This window comes from Phocaeicola vulgatus ATCC 8482, from assembly GCF_000012825.1.
Lineage (GTDB): Bacteria > Bacteroidota > Bacteroidia > Bacteroidales > Bacteroidaceae > Phocaeicola > Phocaeicola vulgatus.
In genome coordinates this window covers 1,425,544-1,446,897 of sequence record NC_009614.1, presented here as the reverse complement: position 1 = coordinate 1,446,897, position 21,354 = coordinate 1,425,544, and the positions used below count along the sequence as shown (strand labels likewise).

The following is a 21,354-nucleotide window of genomic DNA, read 5'->3' as shown; positions in this document are numbered from 1 at the left end:
TCAGTGATAAATGTTGCTGGCATGAATATTGCTTTAAAAATAATGGCTAAACGTTGCAACGTTTGGCATAGAAATAACGTCTAATGAATAAAACAAAAATAGTATGAGAAAATTAGTATCAACTTTAATGGCGGTGACCCTTATGTTAGTGTCTGCCACAGTATGTGCAGAGAGAATAACTCCTAGTAAGAACTATGTTACCAAAAAAGTGAATGTGGGTAGTTTTAATGCTATCTCTACCAGTTCTTCGGTGGATGTAATCTATACTCAAAGTTCCGGTGGGCAGAATGTGGAAATATATGCTCCGGACAATTTGGTGGACTATATTGATGTCCGTGTAGAGGGTGGAGTACTTGAGGTTGGTTTTAAATCACCAAGAAACAATTTTTCAATAAATGGAAAACATAAAAAGGAAGTAAGAGTTTCTGCTCCGGCTGTGAACAGCTTGAAAGCTTCCAGTTCCGGTGATATTATTATAAAGAATGGACTGAAAACGAGTGGGAAAGTTACTGTTAAGGCTAGCAGTAGCGGTGATGTAACAGGAAGCACTATTTCTTGTGATGATTTTGCGGCTACCGCTAATAGTTCGGGTGATGTGATTCTGGAAAAGGTATCTTGTACGAATTTCTCTGCTGATGCCAGTAGCTCGGGTGATGTATCTGTCAAGAATCTGAACGCTGCTGATGTATCTGCTGATGCCAGCTCTTCCGGAGATGTGATTTTGGCAGGTATTTGTGAGAACGCTTCTTACAGAGCCAGTAGTAGTGGGGATGTAAAGGCAAAAGGTATGAAGGCGGTCAATGTAACTGCCAGTGCCAGTTCCTCTGGTGATGTGGAATGTTATGTGACCGGTTCGCTGACTGCGAAAGCATCCAGTAGTGGTGAGGTGGCTTATAAAGGCAATCCTAAAGATATTGATTTCTCTCCCAAAAGAGGTTTGCGTAAAATGGAATAGATAATGTGTTAATGCTACAATATATTAATGTGCCAATTGGCTGTGCTGTATTCCGCATGGCAATTGGCACATTAGCATATTAGCACATTGTAGCATTAAGAATTCATTCCGTAATTCCCCCTGATATAATCCAAGATACTGAAAAGTTCTTTCACGGTTTCGGCACGGAGCATGGCGATACGTGTCTCTTTAAAGTTGGGGATGCCTTTAAATAAGGGAGAAGCAGCCAGATGGCGGCGTACATGAAGAATACCGCGGCGTTCGTCAAGCAGATTCACACTGTCCAACACTTCCTGACGGAGTACATTCAGCCGCCACTCAAAAGAAAGGGCCGGGAGTTCCTTACCGGTTTCTATATAATGTTTTACTTCCTTGAATATCCACGGGCGTCCAAAGCTGGCTCGGCCAATCATAATAGCGTCCACTCCATACTGGTCAAAACACTCTTTGGCACGTTGTGGCGTAGTTATATCCCCGTTTCCAATGATAGGTATATGCATACGGGGATTCTTTTTTACTTCACCTATTAAACTCCAGTCCGCTTCACCAGTGTACATTTGTGCACGGGTGCGTCCATGAATGGTCAGTGCTTCAATGCCGCAATCTTGTAATTGTTCTGCCAAATCTACTATAATTTTATGCTCATTGTCCCAGCCTAGACGTGTTTTTACAGTAACGGGAATTTTTACAGTGTCCACAACAGCACGGGTAATTTCCAACATCAGCGGGATATTTTGCAGCATACCTGCACCGGCTCCTTTACCGGCAACGCGTTTTACAGGACAGCCAAAATTAATATCCAGGATGTCAGGATGCGCCTCTTCCACTATTTTCGCCGCTGCTACCATTGTTTCCGTGTCTCTGCCGTAAATCTGGATGGCTACGGGGCGTTCCTCATCGTTGATATTCAGCTTCTGCATCGTTTTACCTACCGAGCGTATCAATGCATCTGCCGATACAAATTCGGTATATACCATATCAGCACCGAACTTCTTGCACATCAGGCGAAAAGCGGGGTCTGTTACATCTTCCATCGGAGCCAGGAAAATAGGGTATCTGCCCAGGTCTATATTTCTAATCTTCATTGTTGTATGTTTATCTTTGGGTTACAGAAAAGTCAGATTCATTTGAGTATTAATTTATAATCTGTGTGAATCTGTGTAATCTGTGGTGAAATCAGGCTGCAAAAATACGGAAAAAAGCCTACCTTTGCACATATATTAATCAAAAGAATAATGAAAGCTTCTATAAAAGACTTTGAAATAATGGCTCCTGTAGGTTCACGTGAGTCGCTGGCGGCAGCCATACAGGCAGGTGCGGATTCTATTTACTTCGGAATTGAGAGTCTGAATATGCGTGCACGTTCTGCCAGTACATTTACTGTCAATGATTTACGCGAGATAGCACAGATCTGTGATAAACATGGCATCAAGAGCTATCTTACGATCAATACCATTATTTATGATGAAGATATTGCTTTGATGCGTACCATTGTGGATGCGGCTAAGGAGGCAGGCATCAGTGCCGTGATTGCTGCGGATGTGGCGGTAATGGCTTATTGTTGCGAGGTGGGGCAGGAAGTACACCTTTCCACCCAATTAAATATCAGTAATGCCGGAGCGTTGAAATTTTATGCTCGCTTTGCCGATGTAGTGGTATTGGCACGTGAATTGAATTTGAAGCAGGTGCGGGTGATTTATGATACTATCCAGAAGGAACAAATTAAAGGTCCGAATGGAGAATTGGTCCGTATTGAGATGTTCTGCCACGGGGCACTCTGTATGGCAGTGTCGGGCAAGTGTTATCTCAGTTTGCATGAGATGAATGCTTCTGCTAACCGGGGGGCTTGTATGCAGATATGTCGCCGTGCATACGATGTGAAGGATAAAGAGAGTGATATTGAACTGGAGGTGGACAATAAATACATCATGTCTCCTAAAGATTTGAAAACTATTCATTTTATGGATGAGATGATAGAGGCTGGCGTGCGTGTCTTCAAGATCGAAGGGCGTGCCCGAGGACCTGAGTATGTACGTACCGTGGTGGAATGTTACAAAGAAGCTATTTGTTCTTATCTGGAGGGCACTTTTACCGAGGAGAAGAAGCAGGCTTGGGATGAACGGCTGAAGACCGTATTCAATCGGGGATTCTGGAATGGGTATTATTTAGGACAGCGTTTGGGTGAATGGAGTAAGAACTATGGTTCGGAGGCTACTGAGCGTAAAGTGTATGTGGGTAAGGGAATCAAGTACTTTTCTAATATTGGCGTTGCAGAGTTTCTGGTGGAAGCTGCTGAGATGAAAGTAGGGGATAAGCTTCTGATCACAGGACCTACTACAGGAGCGGTATTTCTGACGTTGGATGAGGCGCGTGTGGATTTGAAACCGGTGGATGTGGTAAGAAAAGGTCAACATGTATCCTTTAAAGTACCCGATAAGGTACGTCCTAGTGACAAGCTTTATAAGTTGGTTTCTCCTGAGGATTTGAAGAAGAAATAAAACAGAAAGAATGTGTTTCTAAAGAGATATTGAAATTTAAATCTCTTATGATTAAAATCCGAAGAGAAGCTCCCTTTTCTTATTTTATGTAGCAATGAATAAAGTAAGAAAGGGTAGGATATCATGATGATACAGATTTATTATAAAGCTGTTTCATTAATCTATTTTGAGTTATCCTTTGGAACTATAAATTTATTAATGAATACTCTCTTTTGATTTGTTTGAGAACAATAAAAAACCCGTAACAGTTCATTTTGCTACGGGTTTTTACTTTGTTAGAGTTTGCTGTTATTTGGTATAAATTGAGAGTTTAGGATGATCCTTGTAAAGGTTTTTGTTCGCCAGCTCTTCCGAATCCGTAATTCGGTATAAATAATATTTACTGTTTGGACAGAATGCACTTTTATCGGGGAAATTGAAGAAACGATGTCCTTGAGTCTTTTTCTTCAGGGTGTGAGTTTGTCCGTTTTCATCAGTGTAAATATAGTCAATGGGCCCTTCGGGATATGCGTTGCGGACTACGGTCTGTTGGTTACGGATAATGTCTATCAAACTGAATCCTTCCCCCCATAATTCTTTGCGGCGTTCTAGCCAAATAGTTTCCAATAGATCCTGTTGTGAAAGATTTGTATGAATGGTTTTTGCCCCTCTGGCTGTTTTTAAATCATTTAATTTGTTAATTGCATCTGGATCATTCAGATGTGCTTTTGCTTCTGCATTTATCAAATAAATTTCGGCAACGCGCATCAATACGATATCACCAAGTTGGTTTTCGATATCGCGGAATCTGAATTTAGAGTTGCGCATCCATACATAAGCTGCTGATTCAACGTCAGCTCCCGGATCTGTAGCCCAAAACAGCATTTCTTTACGATAATCACCATCTTCGAATAAATCACGGAAGTAAGGGTCTACATTGAAGCTATAATAGTATGAACCTTTAGTTGTAGTATCTAAATAATGAAACTGATAACTGGCATTACTTTGATCGTTGGTTTGAGCATGTCCCCAAATCCATTCTTTATTGTCTACAGAATTGAATCCGGCTTTATATTCACTCTCAGTCATTAGATAATTGTCTTTAGCTAACAATTTATCTGAGTAAGTTTTAGCTTTTTCCCATTGACGAGCGTAAAGACAGGCACGTGAGAGAATACCTAGGACAACTTCATTATCAATTTTGTGTTTGGCGTCACGTACATAAGTTTCGGGAATAAGTTCTAATGCTTCTTCCAAGTCATTGATAGATTGCGCATATACTTCACTGACACTTGATGCAGGTTTTCCTTCAGCTGCAATTGTTTCATCTGTTGATTGTGTATAGATAGGTGCACATACAGCGTCCGGGTCTTTATCAATAGCAAAGGAATAACAAGAGGCCAGGTGCAGGTATAAGAAACCGCGTAAAGCCAATGCTTGTCCTTTAATTCGGTTTCTGTCGGCTTGCGTGCCTTCGGCAGCATCAATATTGTCTAATACGCCATTGCAGTCGTTGATTACACGGTATGCTAAAAGCCAGCTCAAGGTGTTTGTGCCTCCTTTTCCATAAATTGCAGAAAACTCATTATGTGTCCTAAAGCCATATTTGCTATTTAACACTACATCAGAACCCATTGCGTCATTTGCACGTAGCATTGCTCCATAGCCGGGGTTGGCGTAAGAATTGAAAGTTTCCATCAGGTAGTTCCAGCCACCATTAAGTACTTTTTCGGCATCTCCTGTTTTACCGAAAACAGAACCGGCATCTACATAAGTCGTAGGAATTGTATCCAAATCGCAGGAAGTGAGCATTGTACTTCCCAGTGCGAATGAAAATATATATTTTAAAATAGTTTTCATATTCTTCTTTCTGTATTAAAGTTTCACATTGATACCGAATGAAATAGTTTTCATTGCCGGATAACGATAGTAAGTAGAGCCTCCGAAAGTTTGCTCTGGGTCTAGACCTTGTTGTTTGGCTAATGTCAGCATATTTTCTGCTTGAAAAAATATGCTTGCATCTTTCAGCGTCAATGTATTCAGCAATGATTTCGGCAGGTTGTAAGAGAATGTAATATTCTTCAAACGTAAGTATGAACGATCAACTAAGAACCGGTTTGAAGAGTTTGTCCATGAACTTTTGGGAGAAGTAGTCAGGCGCGGTACATCGGTATAGGGATTTTCAGGAGTCCAACGATCTAACATATCTACGCTCCAACCAGTGCCTGTAGGTCCTTGGCTCATCAATGAAACTTTATCCCCATTATAGATTTTACCACCAATGGAATAAGAGAATAAGAATGATAATGTAAAATCCTTGAATGAGAGATCTGATTGAAGACCGCCGGTCCAGTCGGGTAATGAATTGCCGCATTTTACTTTGTCGTCCGGGGTGGTTGATGAATAGTCTTCTGTGGTTATCTTTTCTCCGTTGGTATTGTAACGATACCACGTAGGATTACCATTTTCAGGATTGACACCAGCCCATTCTACTAAATAGAAGTCATATAATGATCCTCCTTTCACCCATTTCTTGTTGCCACTCCACATTTCTTCGGCAGGCAATGAGGTTATTTTGTTTTTATAGGTAGTAGCATTAAAAGAAAGTTTCCATTTCCAATCTTTAGTCATGATAGGATATCCTGAGATTTGGAATTCCCATCCATAATTTTTGATAGCACCAATATTTTCGTCCATACTTGAGAAGCCTGAAGATGGAACTAAGTCTTTAGAGAATAATAAATCTTTGGAACGACGTTCAAAATATTCGATTGTACCATTTAGACGATTGTTCCAGAAACCAAAATCCAAGCCGATATTAGTATTTAGATTGGTTTCCCATGATAAATTAGGAGTTGCCAGACGATAAGCGTGCAAACCGGATTCACCGAGGTTATTGCGTATGGAATAGAGCGCCTGATACGCATAATAACCTACCTGGTCATTACCTTGTGCTCCGTAGCTGGCACGCAATGACAAATTGGATAGCCAGTCTGATGTGTCCTTCATAAATTCTTCCTGCATGATTTTCCAAGATGCGCCGACTGACCAGAAAGTACCCCAACGATGATCCGGATGGAAACGGGAAGAACCGTCAGAACGGACAGAAGCCGATAAGAAGTATTTTTGATTGTACGAGTATTCAGCACTTCCAAAGAAACTTAACAGCTTGTATTGGTCACTGTTTCCGCCAAAATCACCTAAAGAGGAAGCTGCGTCGGGCTCATAAAATCCATCCATGATGACTTTGCTGCGGCTTCCGCCGAAATTGGAAGTGTTATATTCGTAATACTCCTGACCGGCCATCACACGGATATCATGTACATCATTGAACGTGTGTTGATAATTAATGACATTATTAAAAGTCATGCCTGTAGTGCGGTAGTTGTATTTGCTTACACTGCCACCACTGATAGAACCTGTACCGTAAGTAGGATTGGTGTAGTTATGATTTGTTTTGTTGTTATAGTCAATGTTCAAAGACATCTTGTAAGCAAGCTCTTTGATAGGAGTTATTTGGATAAAACCACGTAAAGAGGCAGCATCACGTTTTATCTCGCTTTTATCGTGTGGCATGGAAGCCAGCAGATTATATTTTGCATACGAGTTCGGGCGATACTCACCATAATCGAACATACGGTTACCATTTTCGTCCAACAGGTATGCTCCGGTTGCCAAATCGCGTTGATATACCGGATAGAAAGATGGTACCGAACGGGCAAACATGACCACATTGGAAATGGTAGAGTCATCTTGCTTGGGATAGTCTTGAACAGAATGAGTTCCTGATACGTTCAATCCGATCTGTAACCATTTGCGGATATCTGAAGTCACGTTGGCGCGGAGAGTATAGCGTTTGAAACCAGAGCAGATATAAGCACCTTGGTCATCCATGTAACCTGCTGAAACAAAGTACTTGGAGGTTTTGCTACCACCACTTACGCGTACATTTAAATCTGTATAGTGCGCATCTTGTGAAAGGGCGTCGTCCCAGCTGTCGTCCCATAATGGTTTGGCGCCTGCTACCAGTTTTCCGTCATGGCCGATTGGTTCAGGATAAGCACTGCCATAAGGATTGATGCCTAGATTGCCTGTAACATTGCTTGATGCCCATACAGCAGCTTCTTCGGCAGAGTAACCGTTGTCCATACGATAGTTACGCATGGCTTCCCAATATAATTCATAATATTGGTTTGTATTCAACTGGTCGTAGTCTGCCCGTGCACGGCTTGAAAAACCATATTTGGCAGATAATTCAACGGTGGGTGCGCTATCTTTATTTCCTTGTTTGGTGGTGATCATAATTACGCCGTTTGCTGCACGTGAGCCATATAATGCAGCGGAAGCTGCATCTTTCAATACAGTGATTGACGCAATATCTGAAGATGCTATGGAGGAAAGAGCACCATCGTAAGGAACACCATCAACCACATAGAGGGGATTGGTTGAAGCGTTTACAGAACCAACTCCACGAATCAGGATCGTGGCGTCTGATCCAGGCTGACCGCTGGAGGAAAAAGACTGTAAGCCAGCTACAGTTCCTTGCAGTGCTTTTGATACACTACTGACCTGTGCTTTTTCAATAGTACCGGCGGCAATATAGCTTGCAGACCCTGTAAATGTGGATTTTTTGGCAGTACCGTAAGGAACGGTTATCACTACCTCATCTACCATTTGGGTTGTTTCCTTCAATTCTACGTTAATCACTTTGCGTCTGTTTACCGGTATGGTTACTGTTTCGTAACCTACAAAAGAGAAGATCAGGCTTTCATTGCCGTTAACCTGAATCTGATAGCTGCCATCGATGGAAGTGATGGTACCGCGAGTTTGTCCTTTTACAGCTACTGTGACACCAGGCATTTCTTCGCCTCCTGCGGTGACTTTACCAGTTACTGTAATTTCCTGTGCATATGTAATCATGCAGAATAGCAAGCTACATAATAATGAAGAAAATCTGCTCATATAAACTTGGCTTTTATTGGGGGTTTGTACATTGCCATTTTTCAGGCATTATATATTGAACTCTCTTTCTAAAATTGTGATGCTACCTTTTTTATCATTATCATATTTCCTAATAGTGGTTTTATGGCCATCCAAACCTCATTAGGGTCTCTTTTTGCTTGTGTATTTTATAATTGTGATATTCAATAACAATCGCAAATATATGTATTTTGATTTAAATAGGATAATATATTTTAATATTTTTTTATGGTGAACCTGTTGAAAGTCAAAACTATACGGAATTTTATTAACGTAGTTAAAATAGGAATTGTCTTATTTAAATATTGGGCGGATAGATCAAATCTATTTGTTTATCGCATTCCTGTGTATTGATTTGTTTAATTTGATTTCAACAGTAAATCTACTTGAATATCAAAATGAATAAAAATATTTTTTAGACATATTTTATTGCTTGTTGTATGTTTATTCGTTTGTGGGCTATTCGTTTTTCAGTCGGAAAAGTATCGTTTGCAGAGAGGAGATATAGTAAATTAAGGTAAGATAGGAAGGATTTCGCCTAAAATGTCTATCTTTGCAATCCAATAACAAATAAGTGTACGTACATATTATGAATATAGAAGAAAAACTCACCACGTCCATTATCAGCGCTATCAAAACGTTGTACGGACAGGATGTACCCGGAAAAATGGTACAACTGCAAAAGACTAAGAAAGAGTTTGAAGGACATCTTACTTTGGTTGTTTTCCCTTTTCTGAAAATGTCTAAGAAGGGGCCTGAACAGACCGCACAGGAAATAGGCGGATACCTGAAAGAGCATGCTCCCGAATTGGTTTCAGCCTACAATGCAGTGAAGGGCTTTCTTAATTTGACAATTGCTTCGGATTGTTGGATTGAACTTTTGAATTCTATTCAGGCTGCTCCCGAATACGGTATTGAAAAGGCTACGGAAAACTCTCCGTTGGTGATGATTGAGTATTCTTCTCCCAATACAAACAAGCCGCTTCATCTGGGGCACGTCCGTAATAACCTGTTGGGAAATGCCTTGGCAAATGTCATGGCGGCAAATGGCAATAAGGTGGTCAAGACCAATATTGTGAATGACCGTGGTATCCATATCTGTAAGTCCATGCTGGCCTGGTTGAAATATGGTAACGGTGAAACACCTGAATCATCGGGTAAGAAGGGGGACCATTTGATTGGTGACTATTATGTAGCTTTTGACAAGCATTACAAGGCTGAGGTAAAGGAACTGACAGCTCAGTACCAGGCTGAAGGCTTGAATGAAGAAGAAGCTAAGGCTAAGGCAGAGGCAAACTCTCCTCTGATGCTGGAAGCTCGCGAGATGCTCCGTAAGTGGGAGGCGAATGACCCTGAGATCCGTGCCTTGTGGAAGAAGATGAATGACTGGGTATATGCCGGATTCGATGAAACGTATAAGATGATGGGAGTTAGTTTCGATAAAATTTATTATGAATCGAATACCTATCTGGAAGGTAAGGAGAAAGTGATGGAAGGACTGGAAAAAGGTTTCTTCTACCGGAAAGAGGATAACTCTGTATGGGCTGATTTGACTGCCGAAGGACTGGACCATAAGTTGCTTCTTCGCGGTGACGGTACTTCTGTTTATATGACCCAGGATATCGGTACTGCCAAATTACGTTTTCAGGATTACCCCATCAACAAGATGATTTATGTAGTGGGTAATGAACAAAACTATCATTTCCAGGTACTTTCTATCTTGCTCGACAAATTGGGTTTTGAATGGGGCAAAGGATTGGTTCATTTCTCATACGGTATGGTAGAGCTGCCCGAGGGCAAAATGAAAAGTCGTGAAGGTACAGTAGTGGATGCGGATGATTTGATGGAAGCAATGATTGAAACTGCTAAGGAAACTTCTGCTGAATTAGGTAAATTGGACGGTCTGACCCAAGAAGAAGCCGACAATATTGCCCGTATTGTTGGTTTGGGTGCTTTGAAATATTTTATCCTGAAGGTGGACGCACGTAAGAATATGACTTTCAACCCGAAAGAATCGATAGATTTCAATGGCAATACAGGACCTTTCATTCAGTATACGTATGCCCGTATCCAGTCTGTATTACGCAAAGCGGCTGAAGCAGGTATCGTTATTCCCGAAATCATTCCAGCAGGTTTGGAACTGAGCGCAAAAGAAGAAGGTTTGATTCAGATGCTGGCTGATTTTAAATCGGTTGTCAAGCAGGCAGGCTCAGACTATAATCCTTCCATTATAGCAAACTATGCATACGATTTGGTGAAAGAATACAACCAGTTCTATCATGATTTCAGTATTCTGCGTGAAGAAAACGAAGCGTTGAAAGTCTTCCGTCTGGCATTGAGTGCCAATGTGGGCAAGATTGTGAAGACAGCAATGGGCTTGCTGGGTATTGAAGTGCCTGAACGTATGTAAATGGCAAAGAAACAGAAATATTATGTAGTATGGAAAGGTGTCAATCCGGGAGTTTATGACTCCTGGACTGACTGCCAGCTACAGATAAAAGGTTATGATGGCGCACAATACAAGTCATTCGAGACCAAAGAGGAGGCGGAACACGCCTTGGCTTCTTCCGCTTTTCATTATATAGGCAAGAATGCTGTTAAAAAAGAAGATACTCCTAAACAACTTCCCGAGAACTTTGATATGAACTGCCTGGCTGTGGATGCCGCTTGCAGTGGAAATCCCGGACCGATGGAATATCGGGGCGTTTATTTGCTTACGGGACAGGAGGTTTTTCATTTCGGTCCTGTTTATGGAACGAATAATATTGGAGAGTTTCTTGCCATTGTCCATGCCTTGGCATTGATGAAGCAGAAGAATATCAGTATGCCTGTTTACTCGGACAGCCGTAATGCGTTGAGCTGGGTGAAACAGAAGAAATGTAAAACTAAACTAGAGCGGACTCCTCAGACGGAGAAACTTTTTCAAATGATAGAACGGGCCGAAATTTGGCTGAAAGAAAATAAATATACCACACCTTTATTGAAGTGGGAAACCGACCGATGGGGAGAGGTCCCGGCTGATTTCGGACGGAAATAATAAAGAACTGAAGATATGAAAAAGAGGATTGCTTATATCAGCTTGTACTTTTTTACGGTCTTACTGATATTTATTCTACAGAAACCATTATTCATGCTCTATAATGGTTCCATTGAAAAAGGATTCGGGTTTGCCGATTATATGCAGGTAATGGTTCATGGCGCCAGTCTTGATGCTGCTACGGCGGGATATCTTACTGCATTTCCATTCTTGTTGGTACTGATAAGTATTTGGTTTAGGAAATTCCCTTTGAAAAAAATACTTTACGGGTATTATATTTTGGCTGCCGCGCTTATTTCTATCATTTTTGTGGTAGATATGGCATTATACACATTCTGGGGATTTAAACTGGACGCATCTGTTTTTCTTTATATCGATTCACCGAAGGAAGCTTTGGCGAGTGTTTCCGTCGGATTTATCTTGCTGAGGGTTCTTGCCATCTTGTTACTCATAGCCCTGAATAGTTGGGTCTTGCTGAAAATCACGCCTTCCGTTTTGACCGCCACCCGGAAACGGATAGCGGGAACTGCGGGAATGCTGTTATTAGGAGGTGTGCTTTTCATCATTATACGTGGTGGTGTAACGGAATCCACTTCTAATATAGGGCAAGTATATTTCAGCAACGAACCTTTCTTGAATCATTCGGCGGTCAATCCCGATTTCAGTTTGTTGTCTTCTATGGGTAAATCCCAGGATTTTGCATCAGAGTTCAATTTCTTTGATGAAGAGAAGCGGGCTGCATTGTTTGACGGACTTTATCCTACAACAGATGGGGATAGTATTATTCAAGTCCTGAATACCAAGCGTCCCAATATTCTTATTATTTTGATGGAAGGTTTTGGAGGTGCTTTTGTAGAACCTTTAGGCGGTCTTCCTGATGTGACACCCCACTTTAACCGTCTGTCAAAGGAAGGGATCTTTTTTACAAACTGTTATGCCAATAGTTTCCGTACCGACCGTGGAACAGTCTGTACTTTCAGCGGTTACCTTGGATTGCCTACGGCATCGGTAATGAAAATTCCTGCCAAGAGCCGTACGCTGCCTGCTATAGCTGAAGGATTGTCCAAGGCGGGTTATAAAACAGATTTCCTGTATGGAGGTGATATCAACTTTACCAATATGAAGAGTTATCTGCTGAGTACCGGTTATCAGCGTCTTACAGCCAATACAGATTTTTCATTGGCCGAACAGACCAGTAATGCCTGGGGAGTGAATGATGATATTACTTTTGAATATTTATATAATCAGTTAAGAAACCGGAAGGAAGAAGGGCCTTGGCATACTGCGTTTCTGACACTTAGCAGTCATGAACCTTTCGAAGTTCCTTATCACCGGCTGGAAGATAAAATTCCCAATGCCTTTGCTTATACAGATGAATGTCTGGGTAAGTTTGTTGACCGGTTGAAGCAGACTCCCGCATGGAAAGATCTTTTAGTTATCTGCCTTCCCGATCATGGTTTCTATTACCCGCGTGAGGGGTCTAATGCGATGCCTCGTTTTTATCATATTCCCTTGTTATGGTTAGGTGGAGCGGTAAAACAGCCTATGCAGGTGGACAAGATTATGAATCAGACCGATTTGGCAGCCACTTTGTTGGGGCAGCTTGGGCTGGAACATACTGCATTTACGTTTAGCCGTAATGTATTGGGAAGTGATTATAAGTATCCTTTTGCCTTTTATAGTTTCAATAATGGGTTCTCATTCAGAGACAGTACAGGGGTGACGGTGTTTGATAATAATTCCGGCAGTATTCTTTTTGATGAGCCTGAAGCTGACGAATCCCGTCTGGATAAGGGTAAGGCGATATTGCAAACCGTTTATGATGATTTAGGGAACAGATAGTAAAACTTGGACGCGGACTATATGAATTCCATACTGATTCATATAGTCCGCGTCCCAATCGGTGCAGAATCTGCCGGATATAACTATTTCCGTTTCTCGTTGAACTTGTACATGATTACCGTATTGCGTAAGTCGCAACTTCTGTAATCTGTATGGAAGACCTCTTCCAGCTGATACTTTGCATTGTAATTCTTTAAAAACTCCTCTTGTGCATTTGCAGAAAGTATGACATACCCTTCTTGCGGATTTTCCAGTGTGAAATTCCGCATTTGGTTATTCATATAATAATTTGTACAATAAAACCGTATCATTCTGTCTGTATATGAATAAACGACTCCTTCAGGCACCTGTTTTCTGATATCCTCTGCCAGATGCTTATCGGATTTTACAGCTAGTATTGTTGGCTGATATACCCCGTCTAAAGCGACAAACAGGCAAAGAACACAACCGGTGATTCCATAGAGGAGTGACCCCGTACTACTTTTTTTGATAACCAGCCTTAATGTACAGATGGCAGCCACTACCGGCAATACTATAATCAGCCATTTGGAAATAGAAAAGGACGTGCTTTCCAAAGCTTGCATAAACGCTATGTTTTCGGCAGCATGACGTCCGTTGCCCCATATGCTGTCCGGTATCATCTGACAGCGTACAGCAAAAAACACCACGGTGAGTAACAAACAGAGCGAGGCGAAGATATAAGCCGATATTTTGAACACTTTCGCCCCTTTTTGCATTAACGCCTCCAGATACTGGGCAATCAGTACAGCCATAAATGGATAGATAGGCAATAAATAGACGCTGCGTTTGCTTTTAGGAATACAATAGAAGACAAAAATAGCGATAATCACTATCCAGATAAACAGCTGTATGGGGGATTGTGAGCGGATGTTATCCCAAACCTTCCTGATGCGTCCGGTGAAAGAGTTTCCTGCGGGCAGCAGGTGCATTTCATTCCATTTCAGTCCGAATAGTGAGATAAGCAAGACCAATGTCCAAGGTGTCCACCCCCATATAATGGTCAGGAAGTTATACCATAAAGGGTTGTGATGCGACGGGTATGACATTTTGCCGACAAAGCGTCCGGTGTTTTCCTCCAGCATCAGGTCCATAAACGGCTGTCCTCCCTGTAGCCAGGCCGCATAAAACCAGATTCCCAATGGAATAAGGGAAAGCAGCCCGATTCCGAATAAGGAAAGGAAAGTCTTGCCGAATGAGCGTCCCCGTATCAGCTGGTAAATACCGATACACATACAGGGGAATATAGAACCCACAGGTCCTTTGGTCAGCGTGCCGCATGCCATCAGCACGACAGCCGTCCAAGGTATTCCCTTGCAGCCTTTTTCGTCCCAGCGAAATAGTAAGCAAAGTGAGATGACGATGAAGGAAACCTGTAGCATATCCAGCCTGCAAGCCACCGCCGCCCGGTGCACTTCGAATGAAGTGAGCAGTAAAAGGGAGGTAATGAGTGCTGTCTTTGTATCCTTATAGCGGGCTACGAATCCGAAAAACACGAACTGCATAGCTAGAAAAGCGATAGCGGACGGCAGACGGGACGAGAATTCGCTCACCCCTCCGAAAATGGCGGAAATAGCTGCAATAGACCAATACAGGAAAGGAGGTTTATAGGCGATGTCTGTTCCGTAGTTCAAAGGCAATATCCAGTTGCCGCTTTCCAACATCGAGTATGCCACAATTGCTTCGCGCGGTTCCCCTTTAGAGTAAAAAATAGTTTCTCCCAAAAAGGGGATTATTACAAGTGTGCTTAGTAAGGCTATGAACCAAAATGCTTTTTTCTTGTCTGACATATATTTTTCGGTCTTTTATATTTACTGTCGCAAAAGTACGAATAATTCTTTAGTAATACCTAACTTTGCATTTTAAATCAATGAAAATGAATAAACTGAAACAGATACCCGAGTTCCTGCGATTTGTAATGGTAGGCCTTTTTGCTACAGGGCTGCACTATGGCATTTATTTTGTCTTGCAAAAATTCATTCAGGTCAATGTAGCCTATACCTTGGGATATGTGCTGAGTTTTGTTGCCAACTTTTATCTTACGGCTTATTTTACTTTCGGGCAGCCTCCTTCCTGGAAGAAAGCTTTTGGCTTCGGGGGGGCACATCTGACAAATTATCTGATACATATCGGATTGTTGAATCTCTTTCTGCGGTTGGGTTTTTCCCGTCCGTTGGCTCCCATCCCAGTGTTTCTCATTGCCATTCCGGTAAATTTTTTATTAGTGAGGTTTGTTTTCAAACAAAAGTAATATCTTTGAGGAGTCTTTATGATAGTGAAGAATGATATGAAGAAAGTGACTCTTTTGATTCCGGTATATAATGAGGAAGCGATGCTGCCCACTCTGTATCAACGTTTGATAGAGCTTGTCAACCGCAATGCCGTTTATGAGTGGGAAATCCTGTTTGTCAATGATGGCAGCAGCGACACTACGCTGGAATGCCTCCGCCGGCTGAGGCAGCAGGACAAGCGGGTGAATTATGTCAACCTTTCGCGTAACTTTGGTAAAGAGGTAGCCATGCTGGCGGGTTTTGATTACGCCACCGGCGATTGCTGCGTTGTGATGGATGCTGATTTGCAGGACCCTCCGGAACTGGTAGACCAGATGCTGGAATATTGGGAAGAAGGATATGATGACATTTATGCCAAACGGCGTACCCGTGGCGAGGAAAGCTGGTTGCGTCGTCAGTTCTCTCTGGCTTTTTATGGTATACTTCAGCGGATGAGCCGTATTGATATTTTGCCCAATGTGGGCGATTTCAGACTTCTGGACCGTCGTTGTGTGCTCACGTTGCGTCGTCTGCGCGAATGCGAGCGTTATACAAAAGGATTGTTTTGCTGGATAGGCTATCAGAAGAAAAGCATTGAATTTGATCGCGGAGACAGGCTGATGGGCCATTCCTCCTGGAACTTTCTCAAGCTGTTGAATCTGGCTGTCGAAGGGATAACCTCTTTCTCTATCGCCCCTTTGCGCATCGCCACGGTATGCGGAGTGCTCTGTTCAATCTCCAGTTTTATTTATGCCATTTATTTTCTGATAAAGACCGTGCTTTATGGTGATGAAACGGCCGGCTTCCCCACTTTGATCATTGTCATGCTCTTTTTAGGTGGCATCCAGCTTTTCTCTTTGGGAATTATAGGAGAGTACGTGGGGCGCATTTTCAAGGAGACCAAAGGCCGTCCTACCTACATAGCCTCTGATTATAACGAGGAGAAGTTGGGGTATGACCGTTAAGGAAGGCAAGGCGGTGAAACCCGTCCCACCTTATTGTCCGGTAGCTTTATTGACAGTCTTGTGCTCTTTTACCAGATACTCCGCACTCTGCAATGTGGAGAAACAGTATTTTTTCATCACGTAGAATGTACTGTCCTCCCCTGTTACAAGTTGCAAGGCATTTCCTTGCTTCTTATATTTGAATTCCTGCCGGTCATGTGGAGAATAAATATATAGGTGGGTTGTATCTGTAGCCGCTATCAAATTATCGGCGGAGAAATAGACATACGGGCGTTGTTCTGTTAACAAATTTATGCCGAAGTCGTTTTGGGTATAACTCATGTTCAGCAGTCCGAGTAAAGTCGGTGCCACATCAGTCTGGCCGCCCGGCTCTTGTCTGATTTCGGGCTTGATGCCTTTTCCGTAAATCATTAGTGGGACATGGTTGTAGGATTGTGGTATTTCACAGTCCGGACTTCCTACCAATTTCCCATGGTCACCCAGCAAAACAAAGATTGTATTTTCAAACCAAGGTTGTTTGCGTGCTTCTTGCATGAATTGCCGGATGGCCCAGTCCGCGTATTCCACAATCTGATCTTCAAGCTTTGTGCTGTGTGGTTTGAAATAGTCAGGTATCACATACGAGGGATGGTTGCTGATAGAAAGCAATACGGTAAAGAAAGGTTGTCTTTCTTCTGCTCTTTTGTTCAGAATGGGCAAGGCATATTGATATAGGAAATCGTCTTGTACACCAAAGCTGTTAACGACTTTATCCTTTGGGTAGTTTTCTTGTGCATATATTTCATCAAATCCGTTAGTGCGGAGAAAAGCGTTCATATTATCGTATTGTGATTCGTGCGTCATGAAGAACAGGTTCCGATAGCCATTATCCTTTAATACGGTGGGCAATCCCGAATAGACAGGTACCACTGCTCCTTTCATGGCATTCCTTTTCATGATGGCAGGGAAAGAGTAGAGGGTGGCATACATTCCGTGGTTGGTATGTATGCCCGCTGAATAAAAATGGTCAAAACTGAGAGATTCCAGATAAAGGCTGTCTAGGAAAGGAGTCAGTTTTTTGGTAGATCCGAAATGCTCCATCAAGTTGGCCGACATCGATTCCATGAAAATAAGAACAACATTCTTTTGTGTAGGGACGGCTGCGCATTTCACTTCACGTGCAATGGGGGAGATGCCTTCTATTCCTTTTCTTTGCAATATACTTTGCATATTGGTTATTGCCTCCTGTTCCGGCATCAGGTGAAGATAGCGGTTTTCCTTACGGTTATCATCCAGTGTGCTGGTAAGTAGATTAAAGACAGGATTAACCCCTAGCTGATTCAGGAATGGATCGGTACAATAGTATGCTTGACTTACCCTGATGGGGTTATATCCCATGCGTCCCCGTATTCCGAATAGACAAAGTCCTATACAAACAGCACCGGCGGCGAATATACATAGGCGGTTTATCGGGCTGATGGAAGTAGATTTCGAATTGATGAGATGATAGAAATAAGAAGATAACCGTAGTACACTTCCTGACAGCAGAAGAATAGATATCAGTCCTAGAAAAATAGGGAAATAGAACGATGTCTCACCCAATACCATTCCGGCAGTAGTGGCTCCATATCCGAACCAATTGTAAATGGAAGAATTGATTGTCTTAAAAAAATAGGAGAAATAAGGGATGTTGGCTGCCGAAATAATGAACGACAGTGAATAAAATAGAATGAAAAAGATAGAGATAAATCTGAATACCCACTTGGAGTGATAGTTGCAGAGAGCAGTTATCCATAAAATGACTAATGGTAACAGCAATATGTAGCAAGCTATAACATTGTCAAACCATAGCCCTTTTATAAATGCAGTGGCTTGCATGAGAAAGTTGTTTTGTATATCGGGAGGAAACTGATAATCTATTGAGGTGAACAGGACAAGCCGGAACAGGAAGAAAAAAAGTAAAGCAACTATATGTATGATTAATAAGTAAAGTAAAGAAAGAGTAAACTGTTGGATAAGCTTAGCCTGATTCTTACATGCTGTTACAGATTGCTGCATGAGTGAACGGAGATATTTCATTTGTTTTAGTAAAGTTTGCATTTGTTTGAATCAATCCGGATGATTGACAACAAAGGTAAACAGAATTTTAGAAATATCAAAAGAGGGTATGCCAAAAGTAAAATTGGCTGCCAATTTGTTCACTTTAGGGGCAGACATGTGAGTCCGCCCGAAAATATGGGCAAGCAGTTTCCGTTTCTTATCCTATTTCTCGGGAAGGAGTAAGGCGGTCTCTTTTCATAGTCAGAACAAAAGGACAGAATAGCCGTGCTATCCGGTTGAGGCGCTCCAGACGTCCGTCTTTCCGCGTTCCGTTTAATTTCTGCCGGAGGAGTTCCCATAATTGCAGTTTTACCCGGTCTGTTGTGCTTAGTTTGGCAATGCGGTTGTAAAGCATTCCCCTTCGTATGCACCGTTTGTATCTGCTCAGGTGGGTAAGGTGTTGTTCCATAATGCGTACTATCTCAATATCTTCGCTCTTACCCCCTCCGTTGTTTTCAGCTTTGACGGTAACTTTCTGGTTATGTTGTCTGAAGTAGTTCAGTACTTCATATCTTTCTATAATGTCTCCTTGCATTGCCATATAAAACCAGAACAGCCAGTCGCCGCTGTAGCGCATTTGCAGGCATTGTTCCATATTTTGGGCATTTACCATGCTTTTTCTGAAAATGGCCGAGCTTGCATTGGCTATATAGCTGCGCCAGTAAAGGTTATGTTCGGCATAAGTCTTCCCATTGAATACGGCGTATGGAGGTATGGCAGATTTCCATTTGTTCATGTCGTAACTCAGCACATTACCGTCTTTATCAATATACTTGGAACCGGCAAAGCATACGGCGGCTTGTTGGTATTTCTCCATTAAAGGAACTACTTTCTCTAAAAAAGTAAGCTCACACAAGTCATCGGCTTCGGCTATCCATATATATTTTCCTTTGGCTAATTGCATGCCTTTAAACCATTGTTTAAATGGATTTCCGGTGTTGTGTTCGTTTAATAGAATATGGCTCACTTTGGCATGGTCTTGATAGTCCGATAATACCTCTTCGCTACCGTCTGTTGAGGCATCATCAAGTAAAATCAGTTCGATATTCTGATAGGTCTGTTGCAGAATACTCTGAATTCGTAGATTGAGGTATCGTTTATAATTATAATTAGGTACCACTACACTGACCAAGGGAAGTGCATTCATGCTTTATTGTTAAGTTAGTTCTTGTTTTATTTCTACAAATGTAATGTTATACAGGTAAATAAACAAGTTGCTTCTTTGTTTTTTTTTCAAAAAACAGGAATTTTGTTGAACTTTTAAAAAGAAACGATAATTAACATTTTAGTATGCAGTCTTTCTTGTATCTTTGCATTATACACTACATAGCATTTGCTGTATTAAACTAAAAATTAAATTAGACATTAGACTATTGTTTAAATTCAATTAGTATGAGAAAGAAAATTCTTTTTATTATTCCGTACATTCCTTATCCGCTGGATTCGGGCGGTAATCAAGCTTTCTTTAATATGGTGGAATATCTGCGTCATAAGATGGCCGTATCTGTATTGCTTTATCCTGAAACAGGGAGACGTATGCAAGATGTAGAGTCATTGAAGAAAATTTGGGATAATGTGGATTTCTTTATTTATACTCCTAAAACTAAAACTGTCAGATTACCCAAAATTAAACATCCTTTTTATTATAAATGGCTGCAAAAGATACATGCGTCTGTAACCCGTAAAATGAACCGGCAACAGATATGGACGGATGAAACGGGCGAAGTTGTGGATTTAGTACGGGGAAAGAGTACTTTGTTCAGCTCTTGTTTCCAGCCGCTAGACCAGGGGTATGTGGAGTATGTTTCTCAGGTGGCTCATTCAGGTTTTGATATTATTCAAGTAGAGTTTTATGAACTGTTGTCATTGGGATTCTTGTTGCCTGAAAATGTACAGACTATTTTTGTGCATCATGAACTCCGCTACATCCGTAATGAAAAGGAGATTACTTTGTTCAGGGAACAGACTGCCGGTGACAGGATGTTGTTTCATATAGCAAAGGATTTTGAGCGCAGTGCATTATTGAAATATAAAGATGTTATTGTTCTGACTGAAGTAGACCGTAAAATTATGGAGGACTTCATAGGACGGAAAGACCATATCTACACTTCTCCGGCTGTGGTGCAAGTGGGTGACAGGCTGGAACAGCCTTTTGTTCCGGTCCAAAGCGGACGCCTGACTTTTGTGGGAAGTGAGGATCATTTTCCCAATCTGGATGCCGTGGCATGGTTCTGTCACGAAGTGATTCCGCATCTGCGTAAACGTCATTTTTCGTTTACATTGCAAGTAATTGGTAAATGGCGTGGAGAGTGTATCAATCGTTTGCAGTCCGAATACCCGGAATTGAAGCTGGCAGGCTATATGGAAGATCTGGGCTCTTTTTTAAAAGGCAGTGTTGCTGTTGTTCCAATACGTATCGGTAGTGGTATGCGTATGAAAATATTAGATGCTGTATTGTCAAAAGTACCTTTTGTAACGACGGCAAAGGGTGTGGAAGGCATTGATTTTAAGGATGGTGAAGATTGCTTGATTGTTGATGACCCTGCCGGATTTGCAGAAGCTGTCATAGCCTTGTCAAGTAATCCGCAGTTGCAGAGACAGTTGGTTACCCATGCGGAAGACAGTTTGCGGCAAGTATATAACCCCGGACAGATGCAGGAAAGAAGGCTTGCCGTGTATGAACAAATATTAGGGGATAAAGTGGGGTAATCTTGGGTGATTATTTCTTTTT

14 protein-coding genes are annotated in these 21,354 nt (G+C 41.8%); 8 read left to right on the top strand and 6 right to left on the bottom strand.

Going from position 1 to position 21,354, the window contains the following annotated elements; genetic code table 11:
* The first annotated feature begins 103 nt into the window (after positions 1 to 103).
* Entirely contained in the window at positions 104 to 955 is an 852-nt protein-coding gene (locus BVU_RS05495; protein WP_011965034.1) for a head GIN domain-containing protein, read from the top strand.
* A gap of 95 nt (positions 956 to 1,050) precedes the next feature.
* Here BVU_RS05495 and dusB read toward each other — a convergent pair whose 3' ends face one another.
* Positions 1,051 to 2,040, bottom strand: a complete 990-nt coding sequence (gene dusB, locus BVU_RS05490) for a tRNA dihydrouridine synthase DusB (RefSeq protein ID WP_011965033.1) — start codon at positions 2,038 to 2,040, stop codon at positions 1,051 to 1,053.
* 150 nt (positions 2,041 to 2,190) lie between these two features.
* Here dusB and BVU_RS05485 point away from each other — a divergent pair, with 150 nt between their 5' ends.
* Complete coding sequence (locus BVU_RS05485) at positions 2,191 to 3,453, top strand: peptidase U32 family protein (RefSeq protein WP_005844184.1); 1,263 nt, start codon at positions 2,191 to 2,193, stop codon at positions 3,451 to 3,453.
* Between the two features lie 288 nt (positions 3,454 to 3,741).
* Here BVU_RS05485 and BVU_RS05480 read toward each other — a convergent pair whose 3' ends face one another.
* Both BVU_RS05480 and BVU_RS05475 read right to left on the bottom strand, forming a co-directional pair.
* On the bottom strand, positions 3,742 to 5,292 hold the full coding sequence (locus tag BVU_RS05480; RefSeq protein ID WP_011965032.1) for a RagB/SusD family nutrient uptake outer membrane protein: 1,551 nt from the start codon (positions 5,290 to 5,292) through the stop codon (positions 3,742 to 3,744).
* Between the two features lie 15 nt (positions 5,293 to 5,307).
* On the bottom strand, positions 5,308 to 8,394 hold the full coding sequence (locus BVU_RS05475; RefSeq protein WP_011965031.1) for a SusC/RagA family TonB-linked outer membrane protein: 3,087 nt from the start codon (positions 8,392 to 8,394) through the stop codon (positions 5,308 to 5,310).
* A gap of 607 nt (positions 8,395 to 9,001) precedes the next feature.
* Between BVU_RS05475 and argS the strand changes: the two genes are divergently transcribed.
* From argS to BVU_RS05460, 3 genes are read left to right on the top strand one after another with little or no spacing between them, the layout of a single operon-like run.
* Positions 9,002 to 10,822 carry an arginine--tRNA ligase gene (gene argS / locus BVU_RS05470; protein WP_005850079.1) on the top strand — a complete coding sequence of 607 codons (1,821 nt, stop codon included), beginning with the start codon at positions 9,002 to 9,004 and terminating at the stop codon, positions 10,820 to 10,822.
* Positions 10,823 to 11,449, top strand: coding sequence for a viroplasmin family protein (locus BVU_RS05465; RefSeq protein ID WP_005844205.1), 627 nt, complete (start codon positions 10,823 to 10,825; stop codon positions 11,447 to 11,449). It begins immediately after the preceding gene.
* A 15-nt stretch (positions 11,450 to 11,464) separates the two neighbouring features.
* A complete protein-coding gene (locus BVU_RS05460; protein WP_011965030.1) occupies positions 11,465 to 13,291 on the top strand; it encodes an LTA synthase family protein in 1,827 nt (608 codons plus the stop codon).
* An 83-nt stretch (positions 13,292 to 13,374) separates the two neighbouring features.
* On the opposite strand, the gene BVU_RS05455 is transcribed toward BVU_RS05460, so the two are convergent.
* The gene (locus tag BVU_RS05455) at positions 13,375 to 15,099 is read right to left on the bottom strand and encodes an ArnT family glycosyltransferase (protein ID WP_011965029.1); all 1,725 of its coding nucleotides are present in this window, start codon (positions 15,097 to 15,099) and stop codon (positions 13,375 to 13,377) included.
* An 86-nt stretch (positions 15,100 to 15,185) separates the two neighbouring features.
* Between BVU_RS05455 and BVU_RS05450 the strand changes: the two genes are divergently transcribed.
* Together BVU_RS05450 and BVU_RS05445 are read left to right on the top strand one after the other, a co-directional pair.
* Positions 15,186 to 15,560, top strand: coding sequence for a GtrA family protein (locus BVU_RS05450; protein WP_005850093.1), 375 nt, complete (start codon positions 15,186 to 15,188; stop codon positions 15,558 to 15,560).
* A gap of 36 nt (positions 15,561 to 15,596) precedes the next feature.
* Entirely contained in the window at positions 15,597 to 16,544 is a 948-nt protein-coding gene (locus tag BVU_RS05445; protein ID WP_008672428.1) for a glycosyltransferase family 2 protein, read from the top strand.
* 30 nt (positions 16,545 to 16,574) lie between these two features.
* Here BVU_RS05445 and BVU_RS05440 read toward each other — a convergent pair whose 3' ends face one another.
* Both BVU_RS05440 and BVU_RS05435 read right to left on the bottom strand, forming a co-directional pair.
* Positions 16,575 to 18,602 carry an LTA synthase family protein gene (locus BVU_RS05440; RefSeq protein WP_005850095.1) on the bottom strand — a complete coding sequence of 676 codons (2,028 nt, stop codon included), beginning with the start codon at positions 18,600 to 18,602 and terminating at the stop codon, positions 16,575 to 16,577.
* Positions 18,603 to 18,780: 178 nt separating this feature from the next.
* Positions 18,781 to 19,770, bottom strand: a complete 990-nt coding sequence (locus tag BVU_RS05435; RefSeq protein WP_008666580.1) for a glycosyltransferase family 2 protein — start codon at positions 19,768 to 19,770, stop codon at positions 18,781 to 18,783.
* 245 nt (positions 19,771 to 20,015) lie between these two features.
* On the opposite strand from BVU_RS05435, the gene BVU_RS05430 reads away from it, so the two are divergent.
* Complete coding sequence (locus tag BVU_RS05430) at positions 20,016 to 21,332, top strand: glycosyltransferase (protein ID WP_011965027.1); 1,317 nt, start codon at positions 20,016 to 20,018, stop codon at positions 21,330 to 21,332.
* The last annotated feature ends 22 nt before the right edge of the window (positions 21,333 to 21,354 follow it).

Bases quoted from the DNA above. Each gene is read 5' to 3' on its own strand.
- BVU_RS05495 (WP_011965034.1), top strand. From the start codon at position 104: ATGAGAAAATTAGTATCAACTTTAATGGCGGTGACCCTTATGTTAGTG.
- dusB (WP_011965033.1), bottom strand. From the start codon at position 2,040: ATGAAGATTAGAAATATAGACCTGGGCAGATACCCTATTTTCCTGGCT.
- BVU_RS05485 (WP_005844184.1), top strand. From the start codon at position 2,191: ATGAAAGCTTCTATAAAAGACTTTGAAATAATGGCTCCTGTAGGTTCA.
- BVU_RS05480 (WP_011965032.1), bottom strand. From the start codon at position 5,292: ATGAAAACTATTTTAAAATATATATTTTCATTCGCACTGGGAAGTACA.
- BVU_RS05475 (WP_011965031.1), bottom strand. From the start codon at position 8,394: ATGAGCAGATTTTCTTCATTATTATGTAGCTTGCTATTCTGCATGATT.
- argS (WP_005850079.1), top strand. From the start codon at position 9,002: ATGAATATAGAAGAAAAACTCACCACGTCCATTATCAGCGCTATCAAA.
- BVU_RS05465 (WP_005844205.1), top strand. From the start codon at position 10,823: ATGGCAAAGAAACAGAAATATTATGTAGTATGGAAAGGTGTCAATCCG.
- BVU_RS05460 (WP_011965030.1), top strand. From the start codon at position 11,465: ATGAAAAAGAGGATTGCTTATATCAGCTTGTACTTTTTTACGGTCTTA.
- BVU_RS05455 (WP_011965029.1), bottom strand. From the start codon at position 15,099: ATGTCAGACAAGAAAAAAGCATTTTGGTTCATAGCCTTACTAAGCACA.
- BVU_RS05450 (WP_005850093.1), top strand. From the start codon at position 15,186: ATGAATAAACTGAAACAGATACCCGAGTTCCTGCGATTTGTAATGGTA.
- BVU_RS05445 (WP_008672428.1), top strand. From the start codon at position 15,597: ATGAAGAAAGTGACTCTTTTGATTCCGGTATATAATGAGGAAGCGATG.
- BVU_RS05440 (WP_005850095.1), bottom strand. From the start codon at position 18,602: ATGAAATATCTCCGTTCACTCATGCAGCAATCTGTAACAGCATGTAAG.
- BVU_RS05435 (WP_008666580.1), bottom strand. From the start codon at position 19,770: ATGAATGCACTTCCCTTGGTCAGTGTAGTGGTACCTAATTATAATTAT.
- BVU_RS05430 (WP_011965027.1), top strand. From the start codon at position 20,016: ATGAGAAAGAAAATTCTTTTTATTATTCCGTACATTCCTTATCCGCTG.